The organism is Nocardia sp. NPDC102475 (assembly GCF_055584605.1).
The window spans coordinates 182,456-199,564 of the sequence record NZ_JBVJLS010000013.1; the positions used below are offsets into that span (position 1 = coordinate 182,456).

23 protein-coding genes are annotated in these 17,109 nt (G+C 63.8%); 12 read left to right on the forward strand and 11 right to left on the reverse strand.

The genetic code is table 11. The features are described from left to right. Nucleotides 1-2 precede the first annotated feature (2 nt). Both ACZ60G_RS24005 and ACZ60G_RS24010 read right to left on the reverse strand, forming a co-directional pair. Entirely contained in the window at nt 3-635 is a 633-nt protein-coding gene (locus tag ACZ60G_RS24005; protein ID WP_465812407.1) for a DUF3558 domain-containing protein, read from the reverse strand. After that, nucleotides 632-1,006, reverse strand: a complete 375-nt coding sequence (locus ACZ60G_RS24010; RefSeq protein ID WP_465812409.1) for a hypothetical protein — start codon at nt 1,004-1,006, stop codon at nt 632-634. Before ACZ60G_RS24010 ends, ACZ60G_RS24005 begins: the two co-directional genes overlap by 4 nt. Nucleotides 1,007-1,365: 359 nt before the next feature. Here ACZ60G_RS24010 and ACZ60G_RS24015 point away from each other — a divergent pair, with 359 nt between their 5' ends. The 10 genes from ACZ60G_RS24015 to ACZ60G_RS24060 all read left to right on the forward strand — a co-directional run bounded on the left by ACZ60G_RS24015 (nt 1,366) and on the right by ACZ60G_RS24060 (nt 6,758). Then, on the forward strand, nt 1,366-2,244 hold the full coding sequence (locus ACZ60G_RS24015) for a helix-turn-helix domain-containing protein (RefSeq protein WP_465812411.1): 879 nt from the start codon (nt 1,366-1,368) through the stop codon (nt 2,242-2,244). Then, entirely contained in the window at nt 2,241-2,444 is a 204-nt protein-coding gene (locus tag ACZ60G_RS24020) for a DUF397 domain-containing protein (protein ID WP_465812413.1), read from the forward strand. The genes ACZ60G_RS24015 and ACZ60G_RS24020 overlap by 4 nt, the downstream gene beginning before the upstream one ends. A 17-nt stretch (nt 2,445-2,461) precedes the next feature. Next, nucleotides 2,462-2,662, forward strand: coding sequence for a DUF397 domain-containing protein (locus ACZ60G_RS24025; RefSeq protein WP_465812415.1), 201 nt, complete (start codon nt 2,462-2,464; stop codon nt 2,660-2,662). 17 nt (nt 2,663-2,679) lie between these two features. Beyond that, nucleotides 2,680-2,880 (forward strand): DUF397 domain-containing protein, encoded by a 201-nt coding sequence (locus tag ACZ60G_RS24030; RefSeq protein WP_465812563.1) that lies wholly within the window; start codon nt 2,680-2,682, stop codon nt 2,878-2,880. A gap of 482 nt (nt 2,881-3,362) precedes the next feature. Continuing rightward, nucleotides 3,363-3,698, forward strand: coding sequence for a WXG100 family type VII secretion target (locus ACZ60G_RS24035; protein ID WP_465812417.1), 336 nt, complete (start codon nt 3,363-3,365; stop codon nt 3,696-3,698). Continuing rightward, a complete protein-coding gene (locus tag ACZ60G_RS24040) occupies nt 3,695-4,000 on the forward strand; it encodes a WXG100 family type VII secretion target (RefSeq protein ID WP_465812419.1) in 306 nt (101 codons plus the stop codon). The genes ACZ60G_RS24035 and ACZ60G_RS24040 overlap by 4 nt, the downstream gene beginning before the upstream one ends. After that, nucleotides 3,997-5,301: a hypothetical protein gene (locus tag ACZ60G_RS24045; protein WP_465812421.1), complete on the forward strand. Its 1,305-nt coding sequence runs from the start codon at nt 3,997-3,999 to the stop codon at nt 5,299-5,301. Before ACZ60G_RS24040 ends, ACZ60G_RS24045 begins: the two co-directional genes overlap by 4 nt. A 14-nt stretch (nt 5,302-5,315) precedes the next feature. Further along, nucleotides 5,316-5,828, forward strand: coding sequence for a hypothetical protein (locus tag ACZ60G_RS24050; RefSeq protein ID WP_465812422.1), 513 nt, complete (start codon nt 5,316-5,318; stop codon nt 5,826-5,828). After that, nucleotides 5,821-6,231, forward strand: a complete 411-nt coding sequence (locus ACZ60G_RS24055) for a contact-dependent growth inhibition system immunity protein (protein WP_465812424.1) — start codon at nt 5,821-5,823, stop codon at nt 6,229-6,231. Before ACZ60G_RS24050 ends, ACZ60G_RS24055 begins: the two co-directional genes overlap by 8 nt. Nucleotides 6,232-6,320: 89 nt before the next feature. After that, entirely contained in the window at nt 6,321-6,758 is a 438-nt protein-coding gene (locus ACZ60G_RS24060) for a DUF6334 family protein (RefSeq protein ID WP_465812425.1), read from the forward strand. 179 nt (nt 6,759-6,937) lie between these two features. Here ACZ60G_RS24060 and yhjD read toward each other — a convergent pair whose 3' ends face one another. The 3 genes from yhjD to ACZ60G_RS24075 all read right to left on the reverse strand — a co-directional run bounded on the left by yhjD (nt 6,938) and on the right by ACZ60G_RS24075 (nt 10,086). Continuing rightward, on the reverse strand, nt 6,938-7,957 hold the full coding sequence (yhjD, locus tag ACZ60G_RS24065) for an inner membrane protein YhjD (RefSeq protein WP_465812427.1): 1,020 nt from the start codon (nt 7,955-7,957) through the stop codon (nt 6,938-6,940). 68 nt (nt 7,958-8,025) lie between these two features. Then, nucleotides 8,026-9,060, reverse strand: coding sequence for a tryptophan--tRNA ligase (gene trpS, locus ACZ60G_RS24070; RefSeq protein WP_465812429.1), 1,035 nt, complete (start codon nt 9,058-9,060; stop codon nt 8,026-8,028). Between the two features lie 21 nt (nt 9,061-9,081). Next, nucleotides 9,082-10,086 carry an oxygenase MpaB family protein gene (locus ACZ60G_RS24075; protein ID WP_465812431.1) on the reverse strand — a complete coding sequence of 335 codons (1,005 nt, stop codon included), beginning with the start codon at nt 10,084-10,086 and terminating at the stop codon, nt 9,082-9,084. Nucleotides 10,087-10,219: 133 nt separating this feature from the next. Between ACZ60G_RS24075 and ACZ60G_RS24080 the strand changes: the two genes are divergently transcribed. Then, the gene (locus tag ACZ60G_RS24080) at nt 10,220-11,131 is read left to right on the forward strand and encodes a TetR/AcrR family transcriptional regulator (protein ID WP_465812433.1); all 912 of its coding nucleotides are present in this window, start codon (nt 10,220-10,222) and stop codon (nt 11,129-11,131) included. Between the two features lie 83 nt (nt 11,132-11,214). Here the strand turns inward: ACZ60G_RS24080 and ACZ60G_RS24085 are convergent, their stop codons facing one another. From ACZ60G_RS24085 to ACZ60G_RS24095, 3 genes are read right to left on the reverse strand one after another with little or no spacing between them, the layout of a single operon-like run. After that, entirely contained in the window at nt 11,215-11,700 is a 486-nt protein-coding gene (locus ACZ60G_RS24085) for a barstar family protein (RefSeq protein ID WP_465812434.1), read from the reverse strand. Beyond that, a complete protein-coding gene (locus ACZ60G_RS24090; protein WP_465812436.1) occupies nt 11,700-12,185 on the reverse strand; it encodes a guanyl-specific ribonuclease in 486 nt (161 codons plus the stop codon). Before ACZ60G_RS24090 ends, ACZ60G_RS24085 begins: the two co-directional genes overlap by 1 nt. Nucleotides 12,186-12,237: 52 nt before the next feature. After that, entirely contained in the window at nt 12,238-13,053 is an 816-nt protein-coding gene (locus ACZ60G_RS24095; RefSeq protein WP_465812438.1) for an exodeoxyribonuclease III, read from the reverse strand. A 70-nt stretch (nt 13,054-13,123) separates the two neighbouring features. Here ACZ60G_RS24095 and ACZ60G_RS24100 point away from each other — a divergent pair, with 70 nt between their 5' ends. Then, on the forward strand, nt 13,124-13,969 hold the full coding sequence (locus ACZ60G_RS24100) for an alpha/beta fold hydrolase (RefSeq protein ID WP_387293891.1): 846 nt from the start codon (nt 13,124-13,126) through the stop codon (nt 13,967-13,969). A gap of 67 nt (nt 13,970-14,036) precedes the next feature. Here the strand turns inward: ACZ60G_RS24100 and ACZ60G_RS24105 are convergent, their stop codons facing one another. Genes ACZ60G_RS24105 through ACZ60G_RS24115 form a run of 3 tightly spaced genes read right to left on the reverse strand, consistent with a single transcriptional unit; the run spans nt 14,037 to nt 17,108 of the window. Beyond that, nucleotides 14,037-15,299 (reverse strand): acyl-CoA dehydrogenase family protein, encoded by a 1,263-nt coding sequence (locus ACZ60G_RS24105; protein ID WP_465812440.1) that lies wholly within the window; start codon nt 15,297-15,299, stop codon nt 14,037-14,039. Between the two features lie 27 nt (nt 15,300-15,326). Next, complete coding sequence (locus tag ACZ60G_RS24110) at nt 15,327-16,205, reverse strand: SDR family oxidoreductase (protein ID WP_465812442.1); 879 nt, start codon at nt 16,203-16,205, stop codon at nt 15,327-15,329. A 12-nt stretch (nt 16,206-16,217) separates the two neighbouring features. Beyond that, on the reverse strand, nt 16,218-17,108 hold the full coding sequence (locus ACZ60G_RS24115; protein ID WP_465812444.1) for a MaoC/PaaZ C-terminal domain-containing protein: 891 nt from the start codon (nt 17,106-17,108) through the stop codon (nt 16,218-16,220). Nucleotide 17,109: the final 1 nt, after the last annotated feature.

Sequence of the window (17,109 nt, forward strand, 5' to 3'; positions counted from 1 at the left end):
CGTCAGTTGTCCTTGCCGATCTCCGGTTCGATGGTGGAGGCGATATCGGTGATGCCGTCGCAAGGGTTCAGGGTTTGTGGGGCGCGATCAGTCAGATCGACCGCCATCTGCAAGAACCCGACCTTGGTTCGGACATCGACCTGGCAGCCGCGACGCACTTGGGGATCACGAACCAACAGGGCTTGGCGACCGTTTACAGTTATCGGCTCGCTGTAGGAGCCGACCTTCGCCAGGTCTTCCTCCCAGGTCGCGTTTCCGGAATTCAAAGCCAGATTTCGCGTCGGGGAGGAGATAGTGCAGGTCAGGAAGCTGTACTCCGCCACGAGGTCGTCCAGTCGCTGTCGAGTAGCTGGATCGAATCCCGCTCGCCGGAATGTGTCGTCGCTGATCCAGGTGCACGGGTCGAAGACCACCTTGGGGCGTCCAGTGCTGGTGGTGTATTTGTTGTCCTGCGACGGCGGCTGGAGCTTGGGGTTAGTGAGCGTCGGCCGGACTGATTGTGTGCCCGTGGATGACGTGGTGGTTTGACCGGAGTCAACTGGTTGCGTGGTGTCGCTGTTGGATGAGCAGCTCGCGGCGAGTGGTGCGACGGTCATCGCCAATAGCGCCAGTAAGGTTTTGCGGATTCCGATCATGACGACTGCACTCCTGAAGTACCGGTGGTGATCGATCTCGCGTACATGGCGTCGGCTTCCTCCACCAACTGACCGGCTCGCAGGTAGGCCGCCGCCATCTTCAATGCCGCCTCTTTCATTCCCGTGAGAGCATCGGTCATCTGTACTGCTTTGCCGGAAAATCCATCCTGAAGCTGCTTGGCGGAATCGAACCCGCCGAAGCCGGTCAGCCGTTGCAGGTTGGCCGATCGCTTGATCTGTGGTTCCAGTGTGGTTTCGACGAACCTTGTATAGACCTCAGCGCACCGCCGTGCGGCGTCAGCCTCCATCCGAAATGTTCCCCCAGTGGCTTGCCGATACAGCGCATTTGCGGCCGATTGCCCCACTTCCATCGGCTATCCCTCCCTCGCTGTTCGCCCGCTTACTGTACTGGACGCGTGAAACGGTCAATCGGTTCCGTTGAGACGCAAAGATATTCTCGATTGGTTTCGATCCTGCGGGTTCAGGCCACTCCTGCCGCACCCGGCGCGGGCACTCATACCGAGCAGGGTGCGGTGCGGGGCTCATGCCAGGTCGAGCGGACCCGCCGGACAGGAATACGCCGCCGTTGATCTGATTCGCGAAAGCGTCACCAAATGCAATCCTTCCTGGGGTTATGCCCTGATTGCATGATCATTCACGATGTGGCCTCCACATGGGATGGCGGTGTGCTCTGCTGTTGCGAACAGTGAAACCTGATGGGAGGCGGGGCATGTCGGAGGATGGATCGACGCTGGCACGGCGGCAGCTGGGGAAGTACCTGCGGGACGGCAGGGAGGGGTGTGGATTCACGCTGGCGCAGGCGGCGGCGTTGATCGAACGCAGTGGTAGCACGTTGCAGCGCATCGAGAAGGGCACCGTGGCGCAACTGCGCGAGGTGGACCTGGCGGCGCTGTGCACGATCTACGGCTTCGACCCCGATCACACTGCGGCCATGAAAGTGCTTGCAGCACAAGGCAGTGAGGAGAGTTGGTGGCGCGAGTACGGTGACCTGATGCCGGGGAACTTCGACTTCTTCGTGGGGTTGGAGGCATCGGCGCAGCGGTTGACCACTTATGAATCCGAACTGGTGCCGGGATTGTTGCAGACACCGGCGTACGCCAGTGTTCTCATCCGATCCGTCTATCCGGACGACAGTGCCGAGGAGCACGTGCGTCGGGTGCAGTTGCGGATGCGGCGGCAGCTGAGAATCACCCGCAAGCATCAACCCGCGACGCTCGAAGTGGTCCTGCGCGAGTCGGTCCTGCGTGGGATGGTCGGCGGGCCGAAGGTCATGGCGACCCAACTGAAGTACCTGTGCGATATAGGCACTCGACCCAACATCAGCCTTCGGATTCTCCCGTTCAGCGCTGGATTTCCGCTCGGGGACGCCGTCGGCCCGTTCGTCATCCTGGAGTTCGGCACGGACAGACATGGCCAAGTGCTCGAGCCGCCGGTGGTCTTCACCGAGAATTTCGCGGGGGATTTGTATCTTGCGAAACCGGCTACCATCCGGCGGTACCATGAGGCGTACGAGAGCCTGCGGCGCAGTGCGATGGACGCCGACGCCAGCCGTGCTCTGCTCAGACGGGTGGCGAAGGAGTACGCGTGAACATCGATCTGGCCGGTGCCGACTGGTTCAAGAGCAGCCGGAGCGGTGGCAGCTCGAACTGCGTCGAAGTCGCGTTCCTCCCGAACACCCTTGTCGGCGTTCGCGATTCGAAGAACCCATCCGGCCCCGCACTAGTGTTCACCCCAGCCGAATGGTCAGCCTTCACCGCCGCAACAACCCGCGGCGACTTCGACCGCTGAACCCTGAGGGGCACCTCATGACGAACCACTCGGACGCAAAGTGGTTCAAGAGCAGCCACAGCGGTGCCCACTCGAACTGCCTCGAAATCGCCTTCGTCCCCAACTGCCTTGTCGGCGTTCGTGACTCGAAGAACCCATCCGGCCCCACACTGGTATTCACCCCAGCCGAACGGTCAGCCTTCACCGCCGCAACAACCCGCGGCGACTTCGACCGCTGATCCCATAGGGGCACCTCATAGCGAACCGCTCGCACGCGAAGCGGTTCAAGAGCAGTCACAGCGGCGCCAATGCGAACTACGTCGAAGTCGCCCTCCTCCCGAACTGCCCTGTTGGCGTTCGTCATTCGAAGAACCCATCCGGCCCCGCGCTCGTATTCACCCCAGCCGAATGGTCAGCCTTCACCGCCGCAACAACCCGCGGCGACTTCGACCGCTGACAGCCCCGCCCTGACCGCCTACCACCGACCGGCGATACCGAAAGTGGATCCGGGCACCCCGTACTTCAGCCACGCACCCAGCGTATGGGGTGCCCGATCCCTGACAGGGGTTGCCCGGTTCGCCGGTTGAATCAATCACCGACGGGCTTCTGCGGCACACAACGCGTGCTGGACGGATGATCACCATGCGCTGGTGGCGGCAGATGCCGAGAGCGCCCCTCACGCAACGCACTCTCGACGGACAGCGAGCCTGGGAGCGGGCGGCAACTCGTGGCAAGATCGACCGCCGACAGATCCGGCCTGGCTTTACTCTTCCCTACCAACTTTGCTGGCCCTGCACGAGCGGACTCGGGTACCGGCAGTTTGCAGTGTCATTGAACGTCGTCGAGGACTAATCGAACATGGGAGAACGCCTGCCAAACAAGCGGCAGATCGCACAAGCTTGTGGACGCCTGGGGTAGCGCGCCGTTATCTTCGTCTACATGGGAGATAGCGGGGGGCCGTCCGGATCTGGCCAGAATCTGACAGTCGTACCCGGTGATGTGCAGACGATCGGCCAGTACGTCTACAACATCGCCGACACCATGAAACAGGCCCTCGATTCCGCTGCCCGCGAGGTCGAGACCCTACTCACTTCCGACTGGACCGGCGACGCGGCCGACGAGTTCTCCACCGGGTGGACCGAAACCCGTGACGGCGGCACACAGCTCATGCAAGCGTTGACTTCGCTCGCGGAGAAGCTGGGCGTCACCGCAGCCAACTACAAGAGCACCGATACCGGCAACGCGTCCGGTATCTCCAGCTTGGATCTGCCATGAGCTCCCAATTCAGTGTCGATCTCGATCAACTCGACCAGATCGTGTCGCGCCTCAACGGCCTGGCCGGGTTCTTGCACGATCACCTCGACGAACTCGACCACAAGGTCGCGGCACTGCACAGCGGCAGCTGGGAATCCGCCGCAGCCAGCGCTTATGCCGACGCCCACAGCCAATGGCTCGCGGCCGCACGGGAATTCGCCGAAGGCGTCGCCGCCGTGAGCGACGCCGCACAGAAAGCGCACGGCCGCTACACCCGCGCCATCGACGTCAACCGACGCATGCTGCAGTCGGGGCAGGCATGATCGTCGACTGGCAGACCTACTACGACGCCGCCAAGAAATGCCACGACCTCGCCGACGATCTCCGCAAGGCCGACAAACCGGTCCACGATTCGGTCAAAGGTGAATGCGTCGGGATGGCCGGTGACGCCCCCGGCTGCAAACAGTGGGGGGAGGCCTACGACAAAGCCGCCCAGCAGACAATGCAGGCCTGCTCCAGCCTTGCCAACGCCCTCACCAACTACGGCGCCGTGCTGTACGCCAACGGCTACCACTACGCCGTCAGCAACAACTGCAACCCGCTGCCAGACCGTCCTGTTGTCAGCCAGGTCGGCCAGTACCAGGTCAGCATCCCATCGTCGGTGGCCGACAACGGGATCGGCTTCACCGACCACGGCGGACTGAAAGAGTTCCTGGACAAACTGATCGCCAAAGTCCTAGCCGCCTTCGGCAAACTCCCCAACGGCGACCACACCAAACTCGACAAAGCCCACACCACCTGGAACACCTTCGCCAACCACGACACCATCACCGGCGCCGCCGCCCGCATCTCCGCCATCTCGGCCTTGTTCGACGGCATGGACGACCCCACCAACCGCCAACTACTCCAGGACCACTTCACCACCCTGAAAACCGGCGCCGACACCGTCGCTACCGCGTCCCAGAACATGGCCGCACCGGTCAAGGACTATCGCGACGCGACAGTCGCCCTCGGCAACGACAACGCTAGCGCGATCAACGCACTGGAACTATCCATCAGCCTGATCGCCATCACCGCCGGAGTCGCGTTCCTGTTCAGCCTTGGCTCCTCCGCCGTCGCCGCGGCCGCGGCCATCGACGCCGACGTCGTCCTCACCATCAACGCGATCCAATCCTCCTACCGCGCCAGCCAAATGGTCCGAGTCATCGGCCTCGCCAGCCTCGCCGCCGGCGCCATCGGCACCATCGACGCCTTCCACGCCCTCCCCGCCATCGACCTCGACAAAGCCATCGCCGGTCTCGCCGCCATCATCGGCATGAAGGCGACCATCGATGATCCAGACTCGGACGACATCAACGGGCACAATACCGCAGGTGGTTCTTTTACCACGAACTCATACACCTCGAAGGTGAATAAAATCGCCAGCGAGTACGGGGTTTCACCGAAGGAAGTGAAGGATGCCATCCATAAGATCAAAGCGCAAGGCGCTTGGCGCGGCGACGGAAACAATCGAAACCCTGACGTAATCATCGATCTCGATACCGGTGAGGTTCACGTACAGAAGCCAGACGGCAGCCCTTCCGAGGACAGCATTGGAAATATCCATGATGCACTGGAACACTGACGGGAGGCGAAGGAATGCAGCGAGAAATCATAGAACACGAGGATAGATGGATTATCCTGCCGCTGAGGCGAAGCCGCATCGTCACTATCGATTGGTACCCGAGCCAGGTTGATCTCAACCTCGACACAGGCTTCAAAGTAGTCATCGGATATGACGCCGAATTATCACTACGAACCAGCAAGGAGAACTCACCTGACCGTCACGAATTACCACATTGGCCCAGAGCGGAGGCAGTAAGAATTCTTGAATCCGAAATACTCTCACCAGTTTTCTTCAAATCCGGCGGCGCCAGGATTGCCCTTCGGAACGGATGGCTCTTGCTTCTCGCCGATCGACCGGCGACATCACCGGCAGCGGTTTACTCCGAATCCTCTGTGCTGTGGACTCGTGAGGGTATGTCGATCCAAACGGAGTATCCGGTGCTCAGAATCGATCCGTGGACGGGACGGAAAGTCACTACACCGGAATGGCCGCCCCGACCACCCGACCTGCGCATCAATTACGAATCCGACGATATCAATGACTGAACCTAGAGCGGGTGGACGGCATCGCCTGGCCGGACCGCCGTCCGAAGCGATGCGGCTGATGAAGACGGTAAATGCATTGCGCCGGAAACCGATTGGCTTCTTCACTGCCGAAGATCTTCGCATCATGCTGGGACAGCATGGAGGAACATCCGTTCTCCTACCGCGAGCACTCGATGTGCTCGAGCGGACCCCGTTGGCTGAAGGTGACTACTATCCCGGCGACCTTTTAGTGGCAGCGTTGAAGATCCCTCGACGCGATTGTACCGCCAACCCGAGGTCGGTTATTCGCCTCCGCGCAGTGATTGATCGGGTGATGCAACGGGACGATCCGGATATCCATTTTCCGCCGGACGACGAAATATGGTCTCTGATAGCAGAACTGAAGACCGCCAGCATATTGTAAGGAATACCACGCAGGGGACACCCACCAGAGCCGCGACCCACTCGACAGGCCGCGCAAAAGTACGGCAACAAGTATAAGAAAGTCGGTCCATGTCGGAAGTAGGATCCGCGATCACGGAACAGGGTGGCCGACTTCACGACGTCACTTACTATTTCGACGCGGATCTGCCCCGCGACATCCTGCGCATCGACCTCGAATTCGAGCACGGCCGATGGTCCGTGCTCGTCCACGAAGATGATGACACCGTGCGACTGGTCGACACCCCGGCCATCGGCGACAGCGGAGTGCAGACCGTGGACGCGGCGGCGCTGGCCCCCTGGCTCGACGCCGTCGGCCGCGCCGTCCGATGGATATGGTCCCTCGAGAACCAGCAGGGCTACCCCGACGCCATCCAGTTCGAATTCGCCGACATCAGTGGCGGCGGCGCGACAACCGTCCAAATCCTCGCCATTGCTTCACGTTTGAACATCCAGCAGGTGCGCTCCATCGAAACCCCGCCCCGCACCCCGATATCGGCCGCGCACTGATTTAGCGCTAGCCATCTTGCACAGGACCTCCGGCATATTGCGAGGAAGGCTGGTCGCTGGACGGGTGATCACTATGTGCTGGCGGCGGCAAACGTCGAGAGCACCGCGCTACCAGTACATTCTCGAGGCAAAGCGAGCCTTGGGGCACTCAGTGTGGCGGACAGCGCTCAGCCTGTGGGTCAGCGGCGGCGCAGGCCTGAAAGGACCAGTGCCGCAAGGGCGCCCGCGCCGAAGTAGGCCGCGCCAGTGCCCATCGAGGGGCCGGGGGTGCCCATGCGGGGCTTGATCACGGCGGGGGCGGGTGGGGGGATTTCGGCTTCGGGCTCGTTCTCCGATGCCGTTGCGGCCCAAGCGGTTGCGAACAACAGGATGCGATAGGTGGTGTAGCTGAACACCATCAGGCCGATGATCGATCCGAATACCGCGCCTGCGGGGCTGTGCAGCACCATCTGCAGGTAGAACGACGCGACGTATTTGAAGATCTCGAAGACCACCGCGGCAATCGCGGCCGCTCGTGCGGCGCTGCGCAGGGTGACCGGCTCGCGGGGCAGGCGCGCGATCATCCAGACGAACACCGCCCACGAAGCGAGGAAGCCGAGCAGTATCGAAATGAGCACCAGCATCAGGCGCGCGCCCGGCAACTCCGACAGGCGGAACGTGATCAGCAGCCGCGCGCCGAGGGTGCTCGACGCCAGCGTGGACAGGCCGATCGAGACCACGAAGGCCAGACCGAGACCGATCAGCGCCCCCAGGTCGGAGAGCTTGCTGAGGAACCAATTGCCTTCCGGGGTCTTCTGTTCCCACTGTTCGGTCAGCGCCGCCCTCAGATTCGCCATCCAGCCGAGTCCGGTGTAGACACCGACCAGCAGACCGAGCGTGCCGACCGTGCCGCGCGATCGGACCGCCTGATCGATCAGATCGTTGAGCTGGCCGCCGAGTGATCCCGGAATGTTCTCGATGATCTTGTTCCGCAGTTCGGTGAGCATTTCCGGGTCGCCCGACAGCACGGAGCCCGCGATCGCGAAGGCGACCATCAACAGCGGAAACAGCGACAGCACCGTGAAATACGTGATCCCGGCCGCGTAGTAATCACCGCGTTGCCGCTGATAATTTCCGCCCGCGCGGAAGAGGTGATCCAGCCACGGCCGCGACTGGATCCGCTGTTCGAGCGCCGCCTTGATATTGTCGATCACCTGCATCTGTCACGCCCCTTAAACAGAGACCGCGCGGTGATGGTCGACAAGCGGTCGCTAGCGGTATTCCCCGGCTAGCGAGCCAAAAACCCCACCCGGTCGTAAACCTGCGCCAGAGTGTTGCCGGCTATCTCGCGCGCCCGCTCGGCACCTGCGTCGAGGATGCGGTCGAGTTCGCCCTGATCTGCCAAATACTCTTCCACCTTCGCCTGCAGCGGGGTGACAAATTCGACCAGCGCGTCGGCGACGTCGGACTTCAGATCGCCGTAACCCTTACCGGCATAGTCGCGTTCCAGCGTGACGATCGGGGTGCCACTGAGCGAACTGAGGATCACCAGCAGATTGCTGACACCCGCCTTGTTTTCCGGGTCGTAGCGGATCTCGCGCTCGGTATCGGTGACCGCGGAGCGAATCTTCTTGGCGGTGATCTTCGGATCGTCGAGCAGATTGATCAGACCGGCGTCGGTGGAGGCCGACTTGCTCATCTTCGACGTCGGATCCTGCAGGTCGTAGATCTTCGCGGTGCCCTTGACGATATGCGCCTCCGGCACCACGAAGGTCTTCTTGAACCGAGTATTGAAGCGCTGGGCCAGATTTCGGGTCAGCTCCAGATGCTGGCGCTGATCCTCGCCGACCGGTACTTGATGCGCACGGTAGAGCAGGATGTCCGCGGCCATCAGCACCGGATAGGTGAACAGTCCGACGCTGGCGTTCTCCGCGCCCTGTTTGACCGACTTGTCCTTGAACTGGGTCATCCGGCTGGCCTCGCCGAATCCGGTGATGCAGCTGAGCACCCAGGTCAGCTCGGCATGCTCGGGCACCTGGCTCTGCACGAAGAGCGTGGAGCGCTTAGGGTCGATGCCGAGCGCGAGCAGCTGTGCGGCCGCCGCCTTGGTGCGCCTGCGCAGTTCCTTCGGATCCTGCGACACGGTGATCGCGTGCATATCCGGGATGAAGTAGAGGGCGTCGTAGTCGTCCTGCATGGTCACCCAGTACTGCAGCGCGCCAAGGTAGTTGCCGAGATGGAAGGACGCGCTGGTGGGCTGGATCCCGGACAGCACCCGCTGTTTGCGTTCAGCGGCCGGGTTCGTCTGAGCAGGACTGGACATGTCCCGATCTTCGCATGCGCGTCATGCGGAATTGCGCGCCGCCCAGTTGCGTGGGTCGACACCGGGCATGCTCGGGCGGCCGGTGCTGTGCAGTTCGCGTTCCCGCTTGGACAACAGCTTGTAGACCGGCGCGCTCGGACCGGCCAGTGTCCCGCGCAGTACCGGCGGAACCAGCGGCGGTGCGATATGCGCGGTGCGCACGCCCTGGGCGAGCGCGCGGAACGCGATTTGCTCGGGCAGCCCCCAGCGCATCCCGTACATATCGCGGATGCGCGACGGCAGACTGCCCTGCACCAGCAGGTAGAACGCATCGACGACCTGACGCATCGGCCCGCGCTGCGGATAGGGCACGCGCTGACCGGCCAGATACGAACCGACCAGCCTGGCCTCATCGGTGAGGAACAGCTCGTCCGAGGCGAGGTAGTCGTCGAAGGATTTGCGGAACAGCGGGTAGCTGCCGGGCGCGGCCTCGCGCGGCATGCCGAACAGCTCGCCCCAGCGGACGTAGTCCTGGTACAGGCCCTCACGCTCGCCGTCGGTCAGCGGGCGGACCAGCAGATCGTGCATCACCTCGGCCGAGTCGAAGGCGAAGGCCATGGTCATGTACATCAGATGCGGGTCGAACGCGGAGTAACCGGTGCCCGCCGGATGGTGCGGACCCGCCTCCTCGGGCAGTTCCCCGACGACCTTCGCGTGCCTCTTCGTGGTGAAGGCGAGCGCGCGATCCGCCTCGTCCTTGCTGCCGAGGAAGACGGCCTCGAAGAGCTTGCCGGTCAACGCGAGTCGCGAGTACGGGGTCATCCGATGCTCGGTGTTCTCGGCGGTTCCGACATACAGCAGCGGATTGACCGCGCCGATCACCAGGGCGCGCTGGCCATAGGTGAGCCCCACCGCGCGCTTGCTCATGACCCGTCGGGCCATCGAATTATCGGCGAAGTAGCCGGGCTGGGACATCGCTGCCTCCTCGTTGAGCGCGTGCCGTCGGGCATCGTGACCGGTCATCCCGTATGCCGGGATCAACAGCATCTGGCAATAGAATCCCCCAGAATACGTAATCTGGCAATAGTCTCCGCCAGATTGTGTCCGTCCCGGATCTGGCCGCGACCGAACTGGATCACGATCCGGTCGGCCGCAACCACACCCGTGCCAGAATCGCGATATGACTGCATCGCGAAGCGGTTCCGTGCGGGGTGGTGGTCGAGCGGCGGACGTTGGTGGCCGGACGACGAGTAAGTCGGCGTCGCCCAGCGACTCGGTAAGCAACAGCGATCGCAGGGCGAGTGGGCCAACATCGCCCAGCGACTCCACAGCGGGTGGTGGCCGGAGGACGAGCAGGCCAGATTCGCCAGGCGACTCGGCAAGCAACAGCGATCGCAGAGCGAGTAGGCCAACATCGCCCAGCGACTCCACAGCGGGTGGTGGCCGGAGGACGACCGGGCCTGCGAAACGCACCTACGGCGGCGTCTCTGCTGACGAGCGCCGCGCCCAGCGACGCGCGGCGCTGCTCGATGCCGCACTAGAGATCATCGGCACCCAGGGCATCGCCAAGCTCACCGTCTCCGGGCTGTGCGCACAGGCCGGACTGAACGAGCGCTACTACTACGAAAGCTTCGACAGCCGCGATGCGGTGCTGGCCGCGCTCATCGATCGGATCGCGGAGGAACTGGCCGGGGCGATCATCGGCGCGTTGCAGACCGCACCGCCTGATACCCGCGCCAAGGCGCACGCCGCGATCTCCGCGGGCATTCATCTGCTCACCGACGATCCGCGCAAGGCGCACGTCGCGCTGGTCGCGGGCATGGCGACGCCGGAGTTGCGCGCCCGCACAAACCAGACGGTGCGGGTATTCGCACGCATCGTCGCCGCCGAGGGCATCGACTTCTACGGCATCACCGACCCGAATCCCGATCCCACCATCGACTTTCGCGCCACCTACCTGGTCGGCGGCCTGGTCCAGACCCTCACCGCCTGGCTACAGAACGACCTCCCACTAACCCGCGATCAACTGATCGACCACACCACCGACGTCTTCGTCCTCCTCGGCGAGGACCTCGCCCGCCGCCTCACCTGACCCACCCGCATCACACGGCGTCGACGGTAGTCGAATGGTTGTTCCCCGAGAGCCTGACAGCAACCATTCGACTGTCCTCGACGCTACGGACTCAGGCGGACGATGTCTGGGGCGGGTGGTTCGCCCTGGAGGACGACGCGGAAGGCCAGGCCCTTTGTGGACCAGTAGTCGGCGGCATCGCGCATGGCTTCGGTGAACCACGTGCGTTCTTCCAGTTCGTCGATCAGCAGATCGGCCGAATCGCGGATCACGGCAACGTATCCGGCGGCGGGGCCGACGAAATCATCGAGATCGCGCAGGCATTCGTCGAAGGCGTCCTTGTTCGCGCCGAAGTAGTACGGAAATTGGAACGCTGCCGCGAATTCGTCGAAAACGCCTGCGGTGGTGCGCATTTTGCGCCCGCGCAGTTCACGCACCGCGTAGTCGACGGGTGCGTCGTAGCGCACGCCGCTGAGTGTCGGGGCGTCGACGGGAAGGGCACCGATAACGGCGGTCGGCGCCGAAGGCGGCGCGTCGGTGGGCCGCGGGGCCTCGGGGCGGGCAAGGAACTGCGATAACGGAACTGTCATCAGCGCATCCTCGTGAAGGTGTCGTAGTGGTCACCGGTGTACCAGGCGGAACCGTCGCTGCCCGTGACGATGCGTTCGGCGTCGCGGGAACGGTTGGGCTGCTTCGGGTTCACATCCCATTCCTGGTAGGTGATGGCTTTGCCCGCCGAATCCTTGGCGGGCAGGGTGCCCCCGCGGTTCATCCAGCGCTCACCGCCCTTGGTGCCGGATGCGTTCGCCGAATCCGGCCAGCGGCCCGCGTCGATTTCGACAAGAGTCGCGTAGGCGCGGTCCGGCACGCCGGGGGCTCGAACAGTGGACGTGGTGGTCACATCCGGGCCGCGCGCCGGAACCGCCACGCTTGCGCTGCGAGTTGTGGAGGTGACCGAGGCCGCGGTCGGGTTGCTGTCCCCGCCGCCGCGTGACGCGAGCAGTGCGATCACCAAGGCCAGTAGGGCCACACCGAGCGCGGCGAAGGCGCGAACCCGCTTCGAGGAAATATTCATGCGATCCCGATCTCCAGCACTGCCATGTCGCGAATCATCTTTGTCGGGAACTTTATCGGTATTGCACCGTGACCGGCGCGTGGTCGGACCAACGCTCGGCATAGGTGGCGGCGCGTTCGACCACGGCCTGCTTCGCCCGGCCTGCCACCTCGCCGCGGGCCAGGTGGTAGTCGATGCGCCAGCCCGCATCGTTGTCGTAGGCGCGGCCACGGTAGGACCACCAGCTGTACGGGCCCGCGACACCGGGATGCAGATTGCGCACCACGTCCACGTATCCGGCGGCGAGCATGCCATCGATCCAGGCCCGCTCCTGTGGCAGGAATCCGGAGTTCTTCAGGTTGCCCTTCCAGTTCTTGATATCGAGTTCGGTATGCGCGACATTCCAGTCGCCGCAGATCACGAAATCGCTGGTCTGCGCCCGCATATGAGCGCCGATCTCGTCGAGGAAGCGGTACTTCTCGTCCTGCATCGGCGTATCCGCCTCACCGGTGTGCACATACACGCTGGCCACGGTCAATTCATCGAATTCGGCCTCGACATAGCGTCCGGTACCGGCGAACTCGGCGCTGGGATGCCAGGTTCCGTCGTGCCAGCGGCCCAGCCCGATGCGCACGGCCCGGGGTTCGCGACGGGACAGAATGCCGACCCCGGCCCGCCCCTTCGATCCCGGCTCCGCATGCGTCAGATACCAGCCCGCATCCAATGCGGGCGCGAGCGCGGCGCGGGTCTGCTCATCGGTGGCCCGAGTCTCCTGCAGGCAGATGATGTCGGCTTCGGTGACCGCCAGCCACTCGAGCATCCCCTTGCCCGTCTTGCCCGTCGCCGCCCGGACCCCGTTCACATTGATCGACGAGATGATATAAGGCACCTGACGACCGTACAATGCTGGTCAGAAGAACTCCCCCGGGACATCGAAGTCCAGGAAGGGGTGATTGACGATGAAGTCAGGCACCACCAACTCCCCCGCCCCGATCAAAGCGCTGCATATCGGATCCGGTGATCCGGTCCTACTGCTGCACGGGTTCATGCTTTCGCCGCACTGTTGGGAACAGGTTGCGCTGCGACTTTCCGCGCATTGCGAGGTGTTCGCCCCCGCCTTCGCGGGCCACTGGGGTGGCGAACCGATCGACGGCTGGTCTACCGACGTCCATGCCCTCGCCGACCGGATCGAGGATCAACTCGACGAACTCGGCTGGCGTACCTGCCATATCGCGGGCAATTCGCTCGGCGCCTGGGTCGGCTTCGAACTGGCCCGACGGGGCCGGGCCCGCACCCTGACCGCCATCGCACCGGCGGGCGGTTGGCAATCGCCGTCGCTCATCCAGTTCCGTGTCGGCGCGAAATTCCTGTCATTGGTGCCGATCGTCGAGGTGGGTAAGCGGCTCGGCGGATTCGCGATCAACAATCCGATCGCGCAACGCTTCGCACTCCTGCTGCTGAGCAAGAATGCCGCTGCGGTCGCGCGCCGCGATATCGCCGCCGTGATCACCGCCGCACTGCACTGCGATGCCATGATCCCGTTGATCCTGGGCACTGTGCGCGCTCCCGCGCTGGAAGACCTGTCCAACCTCCCGACCCCGGTGCGCCTGCTGATGGCCGAATACGACCGGATCATCCCCAACCGCGTGTACGCCCGCCGCTTCCTGCAGGAATTGCCCGACTCCGCCGACCGCATCCTCGTCAACGGCGTCGGGCACGTGCCCATGCTCGAAGCTCCGGACCGCATCGCGACCCTGATAGCCGAACACATCTACGCCAGCCGCACACACTTGCGCGCGGTCTGAAACACGGCACATGCCGTTACCGCCGCACACGTGCTGTGCCGGTGGTCACGGGCATGTGCCGTTCGCGCTACTGGGCGAGTAGGCCCTTGGCTATGTGGGTCACCTGGATTTCATTGCTGCCCGCGTAGATCATCAGCGACTTGGCGTCCCGCGCCAGTTGCTCGACCCGGTACTCGGTCATGTAACCGTTGCCGCCGAAGAGTTGGACCGCGTCCATGGCTACCTCGGTGGCGGCCTCGGAGGCGTAGAGCTTCATGGCCGAGGCCTCGGCGAGGGTCGGCGGCTTACCCGCCTTGCCGCGCTCGAGGGTATTGAAGACCATGTTCTGCACATTGATCCGGGCGATCTCCATCTTGGCCAGCTTGAGCTGCACCAACTGGAAGCGGCCGATCTCCTGGCCCCACAGCTTGCGGCTCTTGGCGTAGTCCAGGCACAGCCGGTGACATTCGTTGATGATGCCGAGCGCCATGAAACCGACACCGATGCGTTCGGCGGTGAAGCTGGAGCGGGCGCTTTCCCGGCCGTCGCCGCCCTTGTGCTCCTCGGTCTCGCCGAGCAGCCGGTCGCGCCCCAGGCGCACATTGTCGAAGAACAATTCACCGGTCGGTGAGGCGTGCAGGCCCATCTTCTTGAACGGCTTGCCCTGGGTGAGGCCGTCCATGCCCGTGTCGAGCACGAAGGTGAGCACCTTGCGCTCCCGCTTATCGCCGCCGTCGCCCTCGTCGAGCTTCGCGTAGACGATCATCACATCGGCGAACGGACCATTCGTGATGAAGGTCTTCTGCCCGTTGAGGATGTAGTCCTCGCCGTCGCGCTTGACGTAGGTCTTCATGCCGCCGAATGCGTCCGAACCCGAGTCGGGCTCGGTAATCGCCCATGACGCAACCTTTTTCATGGTGACGATATCGGGAAGCCACCGCTGCTTCTGCGCGAGCGTGCCGCGCGAGAGGATGGTGGTCGCGCCGAGACTGATGCTGACACCCATCGCGGTGACCAGACCCATACAGACGCCGGACAGCTCCCCGATCAGCACCGCCATCAGTGATTCTTGACCGGCGAACGGGCTACCGCCGGAAGACTTTTCGGACTTCTCGGGCAGCGGCTCGCCCGCCGCCAGCGCCTCCGCCTTCTTGCGTTCCTTGGCGAGCAGCCGCTGGACCGCCTCGCCACCCATCGCATCGATTCCGAAGTCGCTGAACAACTTCCGGATGATCGGGTAGGGGGTGAGCTCACCGCTCTCCAGCGCGTCGAGGTGCGGGCGGACCTCCTTATCGATGAAGGTGCGCACCGCCTCGCGGATCATCTCGTCGGTTTCGGACCATTCGAACATCGTCGTTCTCCTAACGTTCCCGCGAGATCAAGGCAGCCGAGCGGCGATATCGTCGATGAGCCAGGCGCCGTCGGTCTCGATGGTCTTCACGTCATGCCAGCCTGCCAGCTCCGAGATGGCGCCGCCCTGGACCGCGAAAACCTTGCCGGTGATCGGGCACTTTTCCGATGCCAGGTAGGCGACCAGCGGAGAAATATTGGCCGGGCTGAATGCGTCGAAATCGCCGTCCTCGATCGCCGCGGCCTCGGCGGCCATCATCTCGCCCATACCGGGCGTGGCCAGGGTGAGCCGGGTGCGTGCGATCGGCGCGATGGCATTGACCCGGACGCCGTAGCGCGCGAGCTCATCGGCCGCGACCAGGGTCAACGCGGCGATCGCGGCCTTGGCCGCGCCGTAGTTTGCCTGACCCGCATTCGGGATGGTCGTTCCGGAGGCGGACGCGGTATTGATCACCGTGGCATTCGGCTGGTTGCCCGCCTTGCTCTGCGCCTTCCAGTACGCGGCCGCGTGATGCAGCACCGCGGCGTGGCCCTTGAGATGTACGGCGATCACCGCATCCCACTGCGCCTCGTCCATACCCGCGATGAAGGCGTCCCGCAGAATGCCCGCGTTGTTGACCACGATATCGAGGCCACCGAGCTCCGAAATCGCCTGGGCGACAACGCTCCCCGCACCATCCCAGGTGGCGATGTCATCGGTGTTGGCTACCGCCTTGCCGCCCGCGGCGATGATCTCGTTCACGACCTCCTGGGCCGGACCGACATCGGAACCCGCACCGGCATTGCTGCCACCGAGGTCGTTCACGACGACCGCGGCACCTTCGCGGGCGAACAGCAGCGCGTGCTCACGCCCGATGCCGCGCCCGGCGCCGGTGATGACGGCGACCCGTCCTTCCAATGCACCCATCTACATGGCTCCTCAGTTTGGTAGTTGGTCGGCGACTTCGGCGAGACCGTCGCTCAGGACGACGTCTTCGCCGCGGACGGTCTCGAAGGCATATGTGGTGACACCGTTTTCGGAGCCCACCCGCCAGATCCGGGTCTCCAGGTCGTCACCGGGGAAAACCAACTTGGCGAAGCGCACCGCGAATCGCTTCAGCCGGTTGACATCCGAGCCCGCGACCTCGGTGAGCACGGCCCACGATGCGAAGGCCATCGTGCACAGACCGTGCGCGATGATCCCGGGCAGACCCGCATCCTTGGCGACCTGCTCGTCCAGATGCAGCGGCACCGGATCACCGGAAGCGGGCGAATAGCGGTAGGTCTGATCGAGATCGACATGCTGCGGCACCACCGCGACCGGCTCCTTCGCCCGCAGGTTCTCGTCGAATTTGTGCGCCGGAGCAGCGACGCCCACCGTCTTGCCCGCATCGATATTGCGGAAGAAGGCGGTCAGATACTGCTCGTTCACCAATTCCCCTGCCTCGGTGCGGCATTCGACGAGAATGGTGATGGTGCTGCCGTTCGAACGGCTGGCATAGCCGACAGCCTTGGCCCGCGAGACCAGCCGGTCGCCCGGCAGGATCGCGCGGTAGAAGTGGAAATCCTGCTCCCCATGTACGACTCGGCCGAAGATGTCCATCGGCGCGACATCGATCACCGGCATCATCATGGCCTCGAACACCGGGACGATGCCGAAGATCGGCGAGGCGACCTTGCCCGCCAGATGCGCCTCGATCGGATCATTGGTCGCGGCGGCGTATTCGGCGACCCGCTCCCCGGTGACCTCGAAACGTTCGTCGTCACACCAGGTCTCGAGTCCGCTGTCGTCGAACTCCACCGGCCGCGCCGCGGCGGCCTCCGCTGTCATC

Coding starts and splice junctions, on each gene's coding strand:
- ACZ60G_RS24005 (WP_465812407.1), bottom strand. CDS start 635: ATGATCGGAATCCGCAAAACCTTACTGGCGCTATTGGCGATGACCGTC.
- ACZ60G_RS24075 (WP_465812431.1), bottom strand. CDS start 10,086: ATGCTGTTGATCCCGGCATACGGGATGACCGGTCACGATGCCCGACGG.
- ACZ60G_RS24105 (WP_465812440.1), bottom strand. CDS start 15,299: ATGTTCGAATGGTCCGAAACCGACGAGATGATCCGCGAGGCGGTGCGC.
- ACZ60G_RS24015 (WP_465812411.1), top strand. CDS start 1,366: ATGTCGGAGGATGGATCGACGCTGGCACGGCGGCAGCTGGGGAAGTAC.
- ACZ60G_RS24115 (WP_465812444.1), bottom strand. CDS start 17,108: ATGACAGCGGAGGCCGCCGCGGCGCGGCCGGTGGAGTTCGACGACAGC.
- ACZ60G_RS24110 (WP_465812442.1), bottom strand. CDS start 16,205: ATGGGTGCATTGGAAGGACGGGTCGCCGTCATCACCGGCGCCGGGCGC.
- ACZ60G_RS24060 (WP_465812425.1), top strand. CDS start 6,321: ATGTCGGAAGTAGGATCCGCGATCACGGAACAGGGTGGCCGACTTCAC.
- ACZ60G_RS24080 (WP_465812433.1), top strand. CDS start 10,220: ATGACTGCATCGCGAAGCGGTTCCGTGCGGGGTGGTGGTCGAGCGGCG.
- ACZ60G_RS24050 (WP_465812422.1), top strand. CDS start 5,316: ATGCAGCGAGAAATCATAGAACACGAGGATAGATGGATTATCCTGCCG.
- trpS (WP_465812429.1), bottom strand. CDS start 9,060: ATGTCCAGTCCTGCTCAGACGAACCCGGCCGCTGAACGCAAACAGCGG.
- ACZ60G_RS24090 (WP_465812436.1), bottom strand. CDS start 12,185: ATGAATATTTCCTCGAAGCGGGTTCGCGCCTTCGCCGCGCTCGGTGTG.
- ACZ60G_RS24025 (WP_465812415.1), top strand. CDS start 2,462: ATGACGAACCACTCGGACGCAAAGTGGTTCAAGAGCAGCCACAGCGGT.
- ACZ60G_RS24040 (WP_465812419.1), top strand. CDS start 3,695: ATGAGCTCCCAATTCAGTGTCGATCTCGATCAACTCGACCAGATCGTG.
- ACZ60G_RS24085 (WP_465812434.1), bottom strand. CDS start 11,700: ATGACAGTTCCGTTATCGCAGTTCCTTGCCCGCCCCGAGGCCCCGCGG.
- ACZ60G_RS24010 (WP_465812409.1), bottom strand. CDS start 1,006: ATGGAAGTGGGGCAATCGGCCGCAAATGCGCTGTATCGGCAAGCCACT.
- ACZ60G_RS24100 (WP_387293891.1), top strand. CDS start 13,124: ATGAAGTCAGGCACCACCAACTCCCCCGCCCCGATCAAAGCGCTGCAT.
- ACZ60G_RS24045 (WP_465812421.1), top strand. CDS start 3,997: ATGATCGTCGACTGGCAGACCTACTACGACGCCGCCAAGAAATGCCAC.
- yhjD (WP_465812427.1), bottom strand. CDS start 7,957: ATGCAGGTGATCGACAATATCAAGGCGGCGCTCGAACAGCGGATCCAG.
- ACZ60G_RS24035 (WP_465812417.1), top strand. CDS start 3,363: ATGGGAGATAGCGGGGGGCCGTCCGGATCTGGCCAGAATCTGACAGTC.
- ACZ60G_RS24055 (WP_465812424.1), top strand. CDS start 5,821: ATGACTGAACCTAGAGCGGGTGGACGGCATCGCCTGGCCGGACCGCCG.